Source organism: Streptomyces griseobrunneus (genome assembly GCF_046713465.1).
Lineage (GTDB): Bacteria > Actinomycetota > Actinomycetes > Streptomycetales > Streptomycetaceae > Streptomyces > Streptomyces microflavus.
This window is the reverse complement of sequence record NZ_CP177080.1, coordinates 825434-839319: the sequence shown is the minus strand read 5'-3', so window position 1 is coordinate 839319 and position 13886 is coordinate 825434. Positions and strand designations below refer to the sequence as shown.

Annotated in this window: 13 protein-coding genes; 7 read left to right on the top strand and 6 right to left on the bottom strand. The window is 71.6% G+C overall.

Translation table 11 applies throughout. The features are described from left to right. Nucleotides 1–45: 45 nt before the first annotated feature. Nucleotides 46–1242 carry a cytochrome P450 gene (locus tag ACK8N7_RS04005; protein WP_500440963.1) on the top strand — a complete coding sequence of 399 codons (1197 nt, stop codon included), beginning with the start codon at nucleotides 46–48 and terminating at the stop codon, nucleotides 1240–1242. Nucleotides 1243–1485: 243 nt separating this feature from the next. Further along, nucleotides 1486–2289: a phosphatase PAP2 family protein gene (locus ACK8N7_RS04000; protein WP_500440961.1), complete on the top strand. Its 804-nt coding sequence runs from the start codon at nucleotides 1486–1488 to the stop codon at nucleotides 2287–2289. 99 nt (nucleotides 2290–2388) lie between these two features. Here the strand turns inward: ACK8N7_RS04000 and ACK8N7_RS03995 are convergent, their stop codons facing one another. Beyond that, the gene (locus ACK8N7_RS03995) at nucleotides 2389–2661 is read right to left on the bottom strand and encodes a DUF3253 domain-containing protein (RefSeq protein ID WP_403210703.1); all 273 of its coding nucleotides are present in this window, start codon (nucleotides 2659–2661) and stop codon (nucleotides 2389–2391) included. A 540-nt stretch (nucleotides 2662–3201) separates the two neighbouring features. Between ACK8N7_RS03995 and efeO the strand changes: the two genes are divergently transcribed. The 5 genes from efeO (at nucleotide 3202) to ACK8N7_RS03970 (ending at nucleotide 7517) form a co-directional block, all read left to right on the top strand. Then, entirely contained in the window at nucleotides 3202–4350 is a 1149-nt protein-coding gene (efeO, locus tag ACK8N7_RS03990; RefSeq protein WP_403210705.1) for an iron uptake system protein EfeO, read from the top strand. Between the two features lie 27 nt (nucleotides 4351–4377). Then, the gene (efeB, locus tag ACK8N7_RS03985) at nucleotides 4378–5652 is read left to right on the top strand and encodes an iron uptake transporter deferrochelatase/peroxidase subunit (protein WP_500440958.1); all 1275 of its coding nucleotides are present in this window, start codon (nucleotides 4378–4380) and stop codon (nucleotides 5650–5652) included. Nucleotides 5653–5671: 19 nt separating this feature from the next. Beyond that, on the top strand, nucleotides 5672–6514 hold the full coding sequence (gene efeU, locus ACK8N7_RS03980; RefSeq protein WP_403210709.1) for an iron uptake transporter permease EfeU: 843 nt from the start codon (nucleotides 5672–5674) through the stop codon (nucleotides 6512–6514). Between the two features lie 152 nt (nucleotides 6515–6666). Beyond that, nucleotides 6667–7092, top strand: a complete 426-nt coding sequence (panD, locus tag ACK8N7_RS03975; protein WP_500440955.1) for an aspartate 1-decarboxylase — start codon at nucleotides 6667–6669, stop codon at nucleotides 7090–7092. A gap of 71 nt (nucleotides 7093–7163) precedes the next feature. Further along, nucleotides 7164–7517: a GNAT family N-acetyltransferase gene (locus tag ACK8N7_RS03970; protein ID WP_015612838.1), complete on the top strand. Its 354-nt coding sequence runs from the start codon at nucleotides 7164–7166 to the stop codon at nucleotides 7515–7517. A gap of 123 nt (nucleotides 7518–7640) precedes the next feature. Here ACK8N7_RS03970 and ACK8N7_RS03965 read toward each other — a convergent pair whose 3' ends face one another. From ACK8N7_RS03965 to gnd, 5 genes are all read right to left on the bottom strand, one after another. Then, nucleotides 7641–8552: an NUDIX hydrolase gene (locus ACK8N7_RS03965; RefSeq protein ID WP_500440953.1), complete on the bottom strand. Its 912-nt coding sequence runs from the start codon at nucleotides 8550–8552 to the stop codon at nucleotides 7641–7643. A 373-nt stretch (nucleotides 8553–8925) separates the two neighbouring features. Next, nucleotides 8926–10338: a type III PLP-dependent enzyme domain-containing protein gene (locus ACK8N7_RS03960; protein ID WP_403210731.1), complete on the bottom strand. Its 1413-nt coding sequence runs from the start codon at nucleotides 10336–10338 to the stop codon at nucleotides 8926–8928. 35 nt (nucleotides 10339–10373) lie between these two features. Beyond that, nucleotides 10374–11171, bottom strand: a complete 798-nt coding sequence (locus ACK8N7_RS03955; protein ID WP_500440951.1) for a family 1 encapsulin nanocompartment shell protein — start codon at nucleotides 11169–11171, stop codon at nucleotides 10374–10376. Continuing rightward, complete coding sequence (locus ACK8N7_RS03950) at nucleotides 11171–12241, bottom strand: Dyp-type peroxidase (protein ID WP_403210735.1); 1071 nt, start codon at nucleotides 12239–12241, stop codon at nucleotides 11171–11173. Before ACK8N7_RS03950 ends, ACK8N7_RS03955 begins: the two co-directional genes overlap by 1 nt. A gap of 119 nt (nucleotides 12242–12360) precedes the next feature. Next, the gene (gnd, locus tag ACK8N7_RS03945) at nucleotides 12361–13803 is read right to left on the bottom strand and encodes an NADP-dependent phosphogluconate dehydrogenase (protein WP_403210737.1); all 1443 of its coding nucleotides are present in this window, start codon (nucleotides 13801–13803) and stop codon (nucleotides 12361–12363) included. Nucleotides 13804–13886 lie beyond the last annotated feature (83 nt).

The window sequence follows — 13886 nt, the reverse complement described above, 5'->3', positions numbered from 1 at the left end:
CGCTCCCCATCCTTCCCCCACGTACGCCCCGTCCCGGGAGGCACGATGACCACCACCGGCCCCGCGAGCACCAACCCGTCCCTTATCCCCCTGCACTGCCTGCGCTTCGAGGAACCGGGCCCGCCCCGCCTCGCCGAACTGCCGGGCGGCACCCCCGCCTGGCTGGTCAGCCGGCACGCCGACGTCCGCCAGGTGCTCTCCGACCCCCGCTTCGGCCGGGCCCAGCTGTACGCCGCCGACGCCCCGCCCCTCTCCGACGTACCCGACCTGGTGAACAACCCCGACCTGATGTTCAACCAGGACGGCCCCGACCACCTGCGGCTGCGCCGGACCCTGCGCCGCGCGTTCACCCCGAGGGCCGTCGCCCGCTGGCGGCCGTGGATCGCCGCGATCGTGGAACAGCTCCTGGACCGGCTGGAGGACCGGTCGGGACCGGTCGACCTGGTGGAGGAGTTCACCCTCCCGCTCCCGGTGGCGGTGATCAGCAGGCTGATGGGCCTGGACGACTCCGCCCGCGACCGGATGCGCCACTGGAGCGAGCACGCCTTCTCGGACGGCTCCCACCCCGGGGAGGAGGTGGAATCCGTACTGAAGGAGTTCAGCGCGTTCGGCGCCGAGCTCCTCGCGGAGCGGCGGCGCGACCCCGGCGACGACCTGATCAGCAGCCTGGTGAGGGCGGCCGACGAGGAGGGCGGGCTCCCCGAGGCGCAGCTGGTGAGCCTGGTGTGCGGGCTCGTCGTCGGGGGCCACGACAGCACGATGACCATGCTGGGCAACGCACTGCTCTTCCTCCTCGGTGACCGCCCGGAGAGCTGGCCCCTCATCGGTGCGGACGAGGAGGCGGCGGGAAGGGTGGCGGACCGGCTCATCCACCTCATCCCGCTGGGCGACGACCGGGGGACGGCACGCCACGCCTCCACGGACGTCGAGGTCGGCGGGGTGACGATCCCCGCCGGCGCGGTCGTCCTGGCGGACTGCGGCGCGGCCAACCGGGACCCCGAGGTCTTCCCCCGTCACAAGCTCGACGACCTGTTCGCCCCACTGGAGGCCCCCACCCTCTCCTTCGGAGCCGGCGCCCACTACTGCCTGGGCGCCTGGCTGGCCCGTACGGAACTCCAGATCGCCCTGCACCGCCTGGCCGCCCGCTTCCCCGGCCTGCACCTGTCGGAGCCTGCGGACACGGTCGTCTGGCGGACCGGAACGACGTCACGCAGTCCACGGAGGCTCCATGTGAGCTGGTAGATCCGTTACGGCCCCGGCCTCGGCGGCCCTGCTCGAAGCGCGGCCCGTGGTCTCCGCACGGTATGCGCGGCGACAGCGGTGACCGCGACCGGCACACACATCTGCCGGTCCGGCAGGCCTGACCCCCGGCTGCGCGGGAAGGCGGGGTAACGCCGGGGAAGCACACGCTTCCCCGGCACCGCCGCCCGGTGGGAAGCCGTCCGGCGGAGGCCCGGTCCGACCACCGCCGATCCAGGAACCTGAATGCCCGCACCCACCATGACGCCGCACGCCGACGGCCCCCGCACCCGCCGCGCCGACCGCCGGTTCGGCATCCGCCTGCTGGCAGCCGTGGCCGGCGCGGCCGCCGCCGCGATCCCCTTCGCCCTGCTCCTGGTCCTCGTAGAGGCGAGCTGGCCCCCGCTGCGGCGCATCGACGCGGGGGCCGCCCGCCGACTGCACGGCATCGCCCTCGAACACCCTGCGTGGACCGGTACGCTGCGCGTCCTGTCCGACTGGGTGTGGGACCCGGCGACCCTGCGGATCGCCGTCGCCCTGCTCACCCTGTGGCTCCTGCACCGGCGCGCCTGGCGCCTCGCCGCCTGGGCGGCGGTGACGGCGACCGGCGGCGCGCTGACCGGGGTGCTGGTCAAGGTGGTCGTCGAGCGGGCGAGGCCGTCCCTGGAGGATCCGGTGGCCCAGGCGCCCGGCTACTCCTTCCCCTCGGGACACGCGATGACGGCGACCACGTCGTTCGCCGTGCTGCTCCTGGTCCTGCTGCCGATGGTGCCGCGCGCCGGGCGCGCGCTGTGCTGGGCCTTGGCGGTGGTGTCGGTCCTGGGCGTGGGATTCACCCGGATCGCGCTCGGTGTGCACTGGTTCAGCGATGTCATCGGCGGCTGGCTGCTCGGCGCGGCCGTCGTGATCCTGACCGCCTGGGCCTTCGAGGCCTGGCGGGCCGATGTGGGGCGCCGCCCCAGCGACGTGGCCGAGGGCCTCGAACCCGAACTCACCGACGAGGACCCGGAGTCGTCGGCCCCGGCCCGACACCGGCTCGCGGACGAGTGAGCGACCCGGTCGGCCGCCGCGGGCTCCCGGCGAAGTCCGCCCGTCACGAAGCCCGGCAGCGCGGGACGTTCTCAGCCGCCGGTCCTCCCGCGGGACGGGTCAGCGCACGCGGCGAATGCGGATCGGGCCACGTGCCTCGGCCGGTGCGACGGGACGGCCGCCCTGGGTGATCTCCACCTTGCCGGCCTCCACCAGTCGTAGTGCCGCCCGCCGGGCCGCCTCCATGAGCGCGCGCCAGCCGTCGTCGTCTCCGGCGTGGACCGCTCGTGCGGCGTCGGAGGGGCAGATGGTCGCGGTCGGCGCGCGTCCGTCCAGCAGTTCCAGGATGGCTCGTTCGAGCCGCTGGTCCGTCTGCTGCCCGGGTTCGGTCATGTGGTGAGTGTCCCATTCGTCCCGCGACGCAGCGCGGAGAACGGGACGATCATCGCTGCAGGGGACATGGACCGGTCGGCCCCGCGCGTCTCATGGCAAAGCCTTCCTCAATTAAAAGTCATGGAAGCCTAAGGATTGGCTAACCTAACCGTCAATTCTTGCGCTCATCCGATACGTAAACGGGATCAAGGGCTTGTTGACGATGGCCGACTGCCATGGAGACAGCGATCGAGCCGCCAGCGGGCTGTGTGAGGCTGCGAAGTGACGATCGGGGTGGTGCCCGCATCTGGTGACCGGCCAGGTCCGAGGCCCCTTACCCCCGGTTCTGGCCGGGGCGCCGGGTGGGGCGGGAGTTGCCCTCATGGCCCACCTCGAGGGTGCCGCCCTGCGCCCGGCGGCCGGGGCGCACGCCTCAAGCGGCCGTGGCGGCGCCGTGTCCGAGCGGGTCTCGCCTGGCTCCCCCGCCAGGTAAGGGTCGGCTAAGTTTGGCTCGCCTCGTCCTAGGCCAGAGCCCCCGACCCACCATCTCCCGGAGTCCGTATGCGCCCCGTCCGCTTCTCCGCCGTCGCCACCCTGGCGGCCGTGACTGCCCTGACCGCTGTGACGGGTTGCGCCGAGAAAGCCGACGCGGACGGCGACGGCGCGGTGAAGGTCACAGCCACCGACACCTCCTGCGAGGTGTCGAAGAAGACCTTCCCGTCCGGCCATCTCCAGCTCGCCGTAGAGAACAAGGGCTCGAAGGTCACCGAGGTCTATGTGCTCTACCCCGACGACCGCATCGTCACCGAGCGCGAGAACATCGGTCCCGGTACGAAGGCGAACATCACGGCAGAGATCAAGGCCGGTTCGTACGAGATCGCCTGCAAGCCCGGCATGAAGGGTGACGGAATCCGGCAGAAGGTCGAGGCCACCGGAGGCAAGGCCGTCAAGCGCGACCCCGAGCTGGACGCCGCCGTCGCGGCCTACCGGCAGTACACGCTCGACCAGGCGGAGGAGACCCTTCCCAAGGCCAAGGTGTTCGCCGACGCCGTCAAGGCCGGAGACATCGATGCCGCGAAGAAGGCCTACGCCGAATCGCGCATCGGCTGGGAGCGCACCGAGCCCGTCGCGGAATCGTTCGGCGACATCGACCCGAAGGTCGACCTCCGCGAGGACGGGCTGGAGGAGGGCCAGGACCCGGAGAAGGACTGGACCGGCTGGCACCGTCTCGAGCGGTCCCTGTGGCAGGACAAGAAGATCACCGCGAGGGACAAGGAACTCGCCGACCTGCTCATCAAGGACCTGACCGTCTGGCAGAAGAAGGTCGGCACGGCGGAGATAACCCCGACGTCGATGGCCAACGGCGCCAAGGAGCTCCTCGACGAGGTCGCCACCGGCAAGGTCACCGGTGAGGAGGAGCGCTACAGCCACACCGACCTGGTCGACTTCAAGGCGAACGTCGAGGGTGCGCAGAAGTCCTACGACCTGCTGAAGCCGGTGGCCTCGAGGAACGACGCGGCGCTCACCAAGGAACTGGACACCCGGTTCGCCGAGCTGAACACGCTGCTGGACAAGTACCGCGCGGACAAGACCACGTACGTCTTCACCTCGTACGACAAGGTGGGCAAGGCGGAGCGCAAGGAGCTGTCCGACGGCGTCAACGCGCTCGCGGAGCCGCTGTCGAAGCTCGCCGCCGCCGTGGCGAAGTAGCCGGCCGGCGAGAGCGGAGCAACGGTCATGACGGACGCGTCGCACGATCCGGCCGATGCGTCGGCCCCTTCGCGGGCCGGGCGCCCCTCCCGGCGGTCGGTGATCGGCTGGGGCGGTGCCGGGCTCGTGCTGGGCGCGGGAGCCGCGGGCGGAACCGCGGTGACGCTGATGGGCGGTCCGGAGCCGGCCGGTGAGGCCGGTGCGGCCGTGCCGTTCCACGGTGAGCACCAGGCGGGAATCGCGACGGCCGTTCCCGACCGGCTCCACTTCGCGGCCTTCGACGTCACGACCCGCGACCGGGCCGCACTCGTCCAGCTCCTCAAGGACTGGACGGCTGCGGCCGCCCGGATGACCCAAGGGCACGCGGTCGGCGACGGAGCTTTCGGGGGCCTGCCCGAAGCGCCCCCGGACGACACGGGCGAAGCCCTGGGCCTCAAGCCCTCCCGCCTCACCCTGACCGTGGGCTTCGGCCCCTCGCTGTTCGCCGCAGGCCGCTTCGGTCTGGAGCGCCGCAGGCCCGGAGCCCTGGTCGAGCTGCCGAAGTTCCCCGGCGACAACCTCGACGCCGCACGCAGCGGAGGAGACCTGTGTATCCAGGCATGCGCCGACGACCCCCAGGTCGCGGTGCACGCCATCCGCAACCTTGCCCGCATCGGCTTCGGCAAGGTCGCGGTCCGCTGGTCGCAGCTCGGCTTCGGCAAGACCTCCTCGACCACGCCCGACGCGCAGACACCGCGCAACCTCTTCGGCTTCAAGGACGGCACCAGCAACATCTCGGGCACGGACCGGCCGACGCTGGAGCGCCATGTCTGGGTTCCCCCGGCCGACGGACCCGACTGGATGACGAAGGGCTCCTACCTCGTGGCACGCCGGATCCGGATGCACATCGAGACCTGGGACCGCACCTCCTTGCAGGAGCAGGAGGACGTCATCGGCAGGGACAAGGGCGAAGGCGCACCGGCGGCCAAGGCGCGTGAACACGACGCGCCGTTCCTCAAAGCGATGCTGCCCACCGCGCATGTGCGCCTCTCGCACCCGGACTCCAACGGCGGAGCGAGGATGCTGCGCCGCGGCTACTCCTTCACCGACGGGACGGACGGCCTCGGCCGCCTGGACGCCGGCCTGTTCTTCCTCGCCTACCAGCGCGACGTGCGGGACGCGTTCATCCCCGTACAGCGGAACCTGGCGCGCAACGACGCGCTCAACGAGTACATCCAACACGTGGGTTCGGCCGTCTTCGCGGTACCCCCGGGCGTCCTGGACCAGGACGACTGGTGGGGGCGCGGGCTGTTCTCCTCATGAACACAGTGGAAGGACCGGCATGTTCGGCAACTATCTGATCGGACTGCGCGAGGGGCTGGAGGCGAGCCTCGTCGTCTGCATCCTCGTCGCCTACCTGGTCAAGACCGAGCGTCGGGACGCACTGCGGCCGGTATGGATCGGCATCGGCATCGCGTGTGCGATCTCGCTCGCCTTCGGTGCCGTGCTGGAGTTCGGCTCACAGGAATTGACGTTCGAAGCGCAGGAGCTGCTCGGCGGGACCCTGTCGATCATCGCGGTCGGCCTCGTCACCTGGATGGTCTTCTGGATGCGGCGCACCGCCCGTCACCTGAAGGCCGACCTCCACGGAAAACTCGACGCCGCCCTGCGGATGGGGACGGGGGCCCTGGTCGCGACGGCCCTGCTGGCCGTCGGACGCGAGGGCCTGGAGACCGCCCTGTTCGTCTGGGCTTCGGTCCGCGCCAGCGGTGAAGGCACTTCGGCACCGCTCATCGGAGTGCTCCTGGGCATCGCGACGGCGATCGTGCTGGGCTACCTCTTCTACCGGGGTGCGCTCAGGATCAACCTGGCGAAGTTCTTCACCTGGACCGGTGGCATGCTCGTGATCGTCGCCGCGGGCGTGCTCGCCTACGGAGTCCATGATCTCCAGGAGGCCCGTTTCCTGGGAGGCCTGGCCGACAGAGCGTTCGACGTCAGCAGCGCGATTCCCCCGGACAGCTGGTACGGCACGCTCCTCAAGGGCGTCTTCAACTTCCAGCCCGACCCGACCGTTCTCCAGGTCGTCGTGTGGTCGCTGTACCTGATCCCGACCATGGCCTTCTTCCTCGCGCCGCACAGGACACGGGAGCCGAAGGCCGACGTGACGGCTCCGGCGGAATCCTGACTTCGACCGGGCGGGCGTGATCTCCGCCGTGTCGGCACCAGTCCTCGAAAGCCCGGTGGGAGCTGACCGTGCCCGCGAATCGTTGTAGGGTACGAAAATAGCACTTGACCTGCAAGGACGCAGGCAGGGAGCCTAAGGTCAGGAGTACCTCGATGCTGCGCACCATGTTCAAGTCCAAGATCCACCGGGCCACCGTCACCCAGGCCGACCTGCACTACGTCGGTTCCGTGACGATCGACGCCGACCTGATGGACGCCGCCGACCTGCTGCCCGGCGAGCTGGTCCATATCGTCGACGTCGACAACGGCGCCCGCCTGGAGACGTACGTCATCGAGGGCGAGCGCGGCTCCGGTGTCATCGGGATCAACGGCGCCGCCGCACACCTCGTGCACCCCGGCGACCTGGTCATCCTGATCAGCTACGCCCAGGTCGAGGACGCGGAGGCCCGCGCGCTCACCCCGAAGGTCGTCCACGTCGACGCGGACAACCGGATCGTGGCGCTCGGTACCGACACGTCCGCGCCGGTGCCCGGGACCCGTACGGAGCGGAGCCCGCAGGCTGTCGTAGCGGGCGGCTGAACCGGCCGCCCGCGCCCCACGGAAACGACTCCGCGGAGACGACTCCACGGAGACGAGGAGAGCAGGAGCCCATGGCGGAGAACGCTGCTGTAGAGATCAGTGACGACCGGGAACGCGGCACGCTGACGGCCCACGAGGACGGGAAGGCCGCCGGAACCATCGCGTACTTCGTCATGGAGCCCGCACCGGGCGCGCTCGTGGCCGTCCACACGGTCGTCCGCCCCGAACACGAGGGCAAGGGCATCGCGGGAGCGCTCGTCCGCGAGTTCTACGCCATCGCCGCCCGGGAAGGTGTCCCCGTCGTGCCCCTGTGCCCGTACGCGGCGAAGTGGGCACAACGCCACCCGGACGAGGCCCCCGAGGCTCCGGAGGAGCTCGTCCGGGAGGCGGAGCGGCAGCTGCGGAACCACCCCGAGCTGTTCTGACGCGCCCACGCGGCGGCGGGCGCCCGGATGGTTCCCGGGAGCCCGCCGTTCTGCTGTGCCTCAGCCGGCCATACCGCCATGGGCGTCCGGGGTGATCACGATCTGCGGCCGGACGGCACGGCCTCACTCCCACCCCAGTTCGCTGTACGGCACCCCCGCGCGGATGGACCCGATGGCCGCGCGGGCGTACGGGACGATCGGTTCCGGGAGGTCGTCGGGGTGCCACCAGTCCCAGCTGACGCACCGGTCCGGCTCCAGGACCTCGGGGGTGCCCCGCCAGTGGCGGGCCCGGAAGACGAGCTGCAGCCGTGGCTGCGCCTGCGGGGTGTCGGTGAGATGGACGGCGTGGGTGAACTCCACATCGGCCGGGTCGATCACCAGACCGGCCTCCTCCGCCGCCTCCCGTACCAGGCAGGCGACGGCCGACTCCCGCTCGCAGTGCCCGGCCAGGAAATGGTGCATCCCTCCGGCGTAGGCGGACTCCGGGTTGCGCAGGCCGAGGAGCACCCGGCCGTCGGCGTCCTCCAGGTAGAGGTGGACGCCGATGATGTGGGGGACGGTCGTGCTGTTTGTCTTACGTGTCGTCGTCGGTGGAGCGGGTTCCGCGTCGGCCGCGTGGCGGAGGACCAGGTCGAGAGTCGAGCGGCTCATCCGCAGGCGGGGGAGGTCCTCCGGGGCGAACCAGTGCAGCATCACCCCCTCCGTCAGCGTGAGCTCCGCGGGGTCTCCGTTCCAGCGGCCGGAGTGGACCGCCACCGGGACCGTCGTGCCGTCCATGCCCGTCGCGTTCTCGACGGCGTACGGCTCCAGTACGGGCATGTCGAGGCCTGCCTCCTCCCGCAGTTCCCGCCGTACCGTCTCCTCCAGCGAACGGTCCTGCGGTTCGCGGCCGCCGCCCAGGAGCGACCGTGCTCCCGGTTCCCAGATCAGGCCCGGCAGGTGGTCGCGCAGGTGCATGAGGTACTGCCCGGCGTCGTTGCGGATGAGCGCCGAGGCGTGCGTACGTGTGGACTCGGCAGGCGGGGGCAGCCGCACCGGGAGACGGTGGAGGAAAGCTCCATCTGTCCGTTTCCTGTCGTTGTGGAGGATCGAAATGACCCACCCGTACCCCGACCCCGTACCGCCGTCGCCGACGCCTCCGCCCGTGCCGGGTCCGCCTACCCCCGTGCCGAGCCCGCCGCCGGTGCCGCCGGGCCCCGCCCCGGTGCCTCCCGGGCCGGCTCCGGACCCGATCCCGCAGCCCCCGGCTCCCGGCCCGGACCCCGTGCCGGATCCGGAGCCGCAGCCCGAGCCCGCCGGGTCGTAGTAGCGCTGTGCGCGGGGGCCGGTGGCGAAAGCCGCTCCCGCGCCGCTCGGGCCGTACGAAGCGGAACCCGCGCCGCTCGGGCCGTACGAAACGGACCCGGGCTCAGCCCAGCCCCGTCAGCGCGTCCGCGTGCGCCAGGCCGCTCTCCGCGGCGATCGCGTCCATCGTCTGCGCCTCCCGTACCGTCGCGAACCGCACCTCGCCGTCCGGCGCCGAGGAACGGAAGCCGTACACCGCGGGGCGCGGCAGGCTGTTGTACGCCCACGGGGTGGAGAAGTAGTACGCCCCCGTGTCGTACAGCACGACGAAGTCACCCTCGGCCAGCTCCGGCAGCTCCCGGCCGTGCGCCACCACATCGCCCGCGAAGCAGCAGGGCCCCGCGATGTCCTGCGCCAGCGCCGGGCCCGGCTTCGGTGAGCCGTCCGCGGTGAACGCCCCGACCCGCAGGGGCCAGGAGCCGGGCATGAAGACGGTACGGGTGGCGGTCTGCGCCCCCGCGTGGGTGAGCGCGATCCGGCGGCCGCCCGCGTCCTTCGTGTACTCCACCCGGGCCCCGATGAAGCCGTTCTTCGCGAGCAGCGACCGGCCGAACTCGGTGACCAGCGCGTACCGCCCGGAGAAGAGCCCGGGGGCGGCCGCCGTCAGCGCGTCCACGTAGGAGGCGTAGGTGGGGTGCACGGTGTCGCCGGTGAAGTTGACCGGCAGCCCGCCGCCGATGTCCAGGCTGGTGACCTGCCGGATGCCGAGGCGTTCGTTGATCTCCTCGGCCAGCTCGTACGTGTCCGCCACGCCCGCCGCGATCAGCTCCAACGGGCAGCCTTGGGAACCGACATGGGCGTGCAGGCGGGTGAGCCACGGGCGGGCTTCGAAGGCCCGTACGACCGCCTCTCGGGCACCCGGGTCGCGCAGCGCAACCCCGAACTTCGAGGTGTCCGTCGCCGTGCTCATCGGCCCGATCGCGCCGCCGCCCACCTGAGGATTGACCCGCAGCCCGAGGACGGAGGCCGAGTCCCGGTTCCGCAGCGCGTCGATACGGCGGAGTTCGTCGATGCTGTCGGCGTTGACGGCCACCCCGAGGGCCAGCGCCAGCCGGATCTCCTCACGGGTCTTCGCGGGGGAGTCCAGCACGATCGTCCCCGGCGCGAAGCCGGCCTCGACGGCGAGCCGCAGCTCACCCGGGCTCGCCACCTCACACCCCATTCCGCAGCCGGCGAGCAGCCGCAGGACAGGGATGAGGGAGGAGGCCTTGGCCGCGAAGGTGTGCAGCACCCCGGGGCTGTGGGCGAACGCCTCCCGCAGCGCGGCGACGGACGAGCGGACCCCGTCCGTGTCGACGAACCCGGCCACCGGGCGGGACTCGCTCAGCAGCCCCTGCCCGACGGCCGCCCGGACGGCCGCGTCGAAACGGACGGCGGGCCGTCCGACGGGCCCGGGAGGAGCAGAGGGCGCAGGGAGGGCAGAGGGTGCGGAAGGTGTCTGGGTCGTACGGCCGGAGTCGGTGATGGCTGCCCCCACAGGTCTTCGGCGGATAACTCTGGAACGGCCGCCTCTCAGGCGATGAGCCCGACCACCGCCTCCGGCGTCAGCATCCGGAAGGTGAACGCCTGCTGGAAATAGAGATGGACGCTGGTGGCGTCGTGGTCCGCGTAGCCGATCGACAGGTCCTGGCCCAGGCAGAGTTCGAAGTCGCCGCCCCGGGTGGAGAGCAGCACCCCGCCCTTGACCGCGGGCGCCCACAGGATCTCGTCGTCCACGATACGGCTCAGATGGGTCTTGACCGGATACCCGTGGTCGGAAGTCTCGGCGGCCTCGGTGAACGCGTCGGCGCCGAGCAGCAGCCGGTACGGTCCGTCGACACCGGCCAGCCGCAGCCGCGTCACCGCCTGGCTGACCGCCACCGGGTAGTCCCGCGCATCGGCGGGCAGCGGCAGCGGGTCGTGCGAGGAACCGTCCCGCAGACCGGTTATCCCGGCCGCCGCGTACCCGTCGATGACCGCCATGTCCTCCGCGTACGCGCAGGTGCGCGCCGCGTCCTTGACGGGCTGCCAGTCGCTGTCGGAGGAGCCGCGCTCCACGTCGTCCACGGCCTGCCGGGTCACCGTGAACGGCACCCGCCACTCGATGACCGGCATCGACGTACGCGCCCGCGCCACCACGTCCGGGGTGGGCGGATCGATGTCGCGCAGGTGGCCGTCACCGACCGCCGACAGCGTCGGACCGTCGGGATCGGAGACGTCGACGACACGGCGGCCCGCGACATGGCGTCGGAAGGTACGCCGGGCCTCCTCCTCGATCTCGTCCCAGGCGGCGGGGGTGACCGGTGCGAGTTCGCGGTGCAGATTGTTCATCACTGGGCGCTTTCTTGCAGGCTGCCGATGCGCAGCGAACCGTGGTCCGACCCGGCCGGGACGGGCTCCTGCCGGACCGGTGCGGGCACCGGTTCCGGCCGGTCCCCGGCGCGGATCAGGGCGGGCGCGGGCGGCGGGGCGTCGAGGAAGTCGGCGTGGGGGGCGAAGAAGAGGGTGCCGGTGACCGCCGTGGAGAAGTCGAGGATGCGGTCGTGCGTACCGGGCGGGTCACCGAGGAACATGTTGCGGAGCATGCGTTCGCTGACGTCGGGGTCGGCCGCGTAACCGATGAAGTAGGTGCCGAACTCGCCCTGCCCGAAGTTCCCGAACGGCATGTTCGCCCGCAGGATGTCGCGTTCGGTGCCGTCGGGGTCGGTGATCGTGTTGAGCGCGAGGTGCGAGTCCGCGGGCTTCTCGTCGTCGGGGAACTCCACGTCGTCGAACTTGGTACGGCCGATGACGCGTTCCTGCTCCTCCACGGAGAGCGCGTTCCAGGAGGTCAGGTCGTGCAGGTACTTCTGTACGACGACATAGCTGCCGCCCTCGAACTCCGGGTCCTCCGCGCCGACGAGCGCCGCCGAGCGGGCGTCGTCGCCCACCGGGTTCTCCGTACCGTCCACGAAACCGAGCAGGTCCCGGTGGTCGAGATAGCGGAAGCCGTGCGTCTCGTCGACGATGCGCAGCGCCCCGCCGAGCTTGGTGAGCAGCTGCGCCGCCCACTCGTAACAGACGTCCATCCGCTCGGCCCGGATGTGCAGCAGCACATCGCCCGGGGTCGCCGGGGCGTGGTGGAGCCGGCCGCGCAGCTCGGGGAACGGGTGGAGGTGGGCCGGGCGCTCCCCGCCGAACAGGCGGTCCCAGGCGGCGGAGCCGAACCCCGTCACACAGGCGAGACCGGCGTCCGGGTAGCGAAATCCCAGGGAGCGCGCCACGGCCGCCAGGTCCGGCAGCACCTCCCGTACAGCGTCCTCGCCGCCCGGCTCGATCGTGCCGACGAGGAAGAGCGCCGCATTGGTCAGCGGAGCCACGACGGGCTGGACCGCGACGGGATCGGGGACGGCGTCGGGCATGATGCGCGCACACTCCAGGAATCGGGGGATCGCGTACAGGGCTCGCAGCCCACTAAGCCACGTCCCGTGGACGCCCGCACCCGGGGTGGCCCGGCCGGGCCACCCCGGGTGCGGGCGCCTCAGCCCGCCCCGACCTCGGACCGGTCCCCGCCCCAGAGTGTGTGGAACGACCCCTCCCGGTCCGTACGCCGGTAGGTGTGCGCCCCGAAGAAGTCCCGCTGCCCCTGCGTGAGCGCCGCCGGCAGCCGGTCCGCGCGCAACCCGTCGTAGTAGGACAGCGCGGCGGCGAAACCGGGCGTCGGCACGCCCTGGCGCGCCGCCTCCGCCACCACCGCGCGCCAGTCGCCCTGAGCCTCCCCGATCTCCCGCCCGAACTCCTCGTCCGACAGCAGGCTCACCAGCTCCGGCCGGGAGTCGTAGGCGGCCCGGATACGGTCCAGGAACGCCGCCCGGATGATGCAGCCCGCACGCCAGATCGCCGCAACGGAACCGAGGTCGATGTCCCAGTCGTACGCCTCGCTGCCGGCCCGGATCTGGTGGAAGCCCTGCGTGTACGAGACGATCTTCGACGCGTACAGGGCCTGCTCGACCCGGTCCGCGAACGCCGAGGCCTCCGCCCCCTCCAGCGGCTTCGCCACCGGGCCCGGCAGCTCCCGCGACGCCTCGCGCAGGTCCACGTGGCCGGAGAGCGAGCGCGCGAAGACCGCCTCGGCGATCCCGGAGACCGGAACGCCCAGGTCGAGCGCGATCTGTACCGTCCAGCGCCCGGTGCCCTTCTGCTCCGCACGGTCCTGCACGATGTCGACGAACGGGTTTCCGGTGGCCGCGTCCGTATGGGCGAGGACCTCCGCGGTGATCTCGATGAGGTACGAGTCCAGCCGCCCGGTGTTCCAGCTCCGGAAGGTGTCGGCGATCTGCGCGGGGGAGTACCCGGCGACCCTGCGCAGCAGGTCGTACGCCTCGGCGATCAGCTGCATGTCCGCGTACTCGATGCCGTTGTGGACCATCTTCACGAAGTGCCCGGCCCCGTCGGGGCCGATGTGCGCGGTGCAGGGGCTGCCGTCCTTCGCCTGCGCGGCGATCTTCTCCAGCATCGGACCCAGCGACGCGTAGGACTCGGCGGAGCCGCCCGGCATGATGCTCGGCCCGTGGAGTGCCCCCTCCTCGCCGCCGGAGATGCCCGCCCCGACGAAGTGGATCCCGCGCTCGCGCAGCTCCTTCTCCCGGCGGCGGGTGTCCTCGAAATGTGCGTTGCCGCCGTCGATGATGACGTCGCCGTCCTCAAGCAGCGGCACGAACTCCTGGATCACCGCATCCGTCGGATCTCCGGCCTTCACCATGATCACCAGGCGCCTGGGCCGCTCCAGAGCGGCGACGAACTCCTCGGGGGTGTGCGCGGCGACGAAGGTGCCCTCCTCGCCGAACTCCTTCACCAGGGCGTCGGTCCGCGAGGTCGTGCGGTTGTGCACGGCGACGGTGAAGCCGTTGCGCGCGAAGTTCCGGGCCAGGTTGCGGCCCATCACCGCGAGGCCGGTGACGCCGATCTGAGCAGTGCCGCTCATCTGTGTGCTCCTGTGATTCCGGGGGCGTTGGGTGAGGGGGTACGGGGCGGGGGACGGCGGTGTTCACATGCCTGCTACCGCGC

Coding starts and splice junctions, on each gene's coding strand:
- efeO (WP_403210705.1), top strand. CDS start 3,202: ATGCGCCCCGTCCGCTTCTCCGCCGTCGCCACCCTGGCGGCCGTGACT.
- ACK8N7_RS03995 (WP_403210703.1), bottom strand. CDS start 2,661: ATGACCGAACCCGGGCAGCAGACGGACCAGCGGCTCGAACGAGCCATC.
- ACK8N7_RS03950 (WP_403210735.1), bottom strand. CDS start 12,241: ATGCCCGACGCCGTCCCCGATCCCGTCGCGGTCCAGCCCGTCGTGGCT.
- efeB (WP_500440958.1), top strand. CDS start 4,378: ATGACGGACGCGTCGCACGATCCGGCCGATGCGTCGGCCCCTTCGCGG.
- efeU (WP_403210709.1), top strand. CDS start 5,672: ATGTTCGGCAACTATCTGATCGGACTGCGCGAGGGGCTGGAGGCGAGC.
- ACK8N7_RS03970 (WP_015612838.1), top strand. CDS start 7,164: ATGGCGGAGAACGCTGCTGTAGAGATCAGTGACGACCGGGAACGCGGC.
- panD (WP_500440955.1), top strand. CDS start 6,667: ATGCTGCGCACCATGTTCAAGTCCAAGATCCACCGGGCCACCGTCACC.
- gnd (WP_403210737.1), bottom strand. CDS start 13,803: ATGAGCGGCACTGCTCAGATCGGCGTCACCGGCCTCGCGGTGATGGGC.
- ACK8N7_RS03955 (WP_500440951.1), bottom strand. CDS start 11,171: ATGAACAATCTGCACCGCGAACTCGCACCGGTCACCCCCGCCGCCTGG.
- ACK8N7_RS04005 (WP_500440963.1), top strand. CDS start 46: ATGACCACCACCGGCCCCGCGAGCACCAACCCGTCCCTTATCCCCCTG.
- ACK8N7_RS04000 (WP_500440961.1), top strand. CDS start 1,486: ATGCCCGCACCCACCATGACGCCGCACGCCGACGGCCCCCGCACCCGC.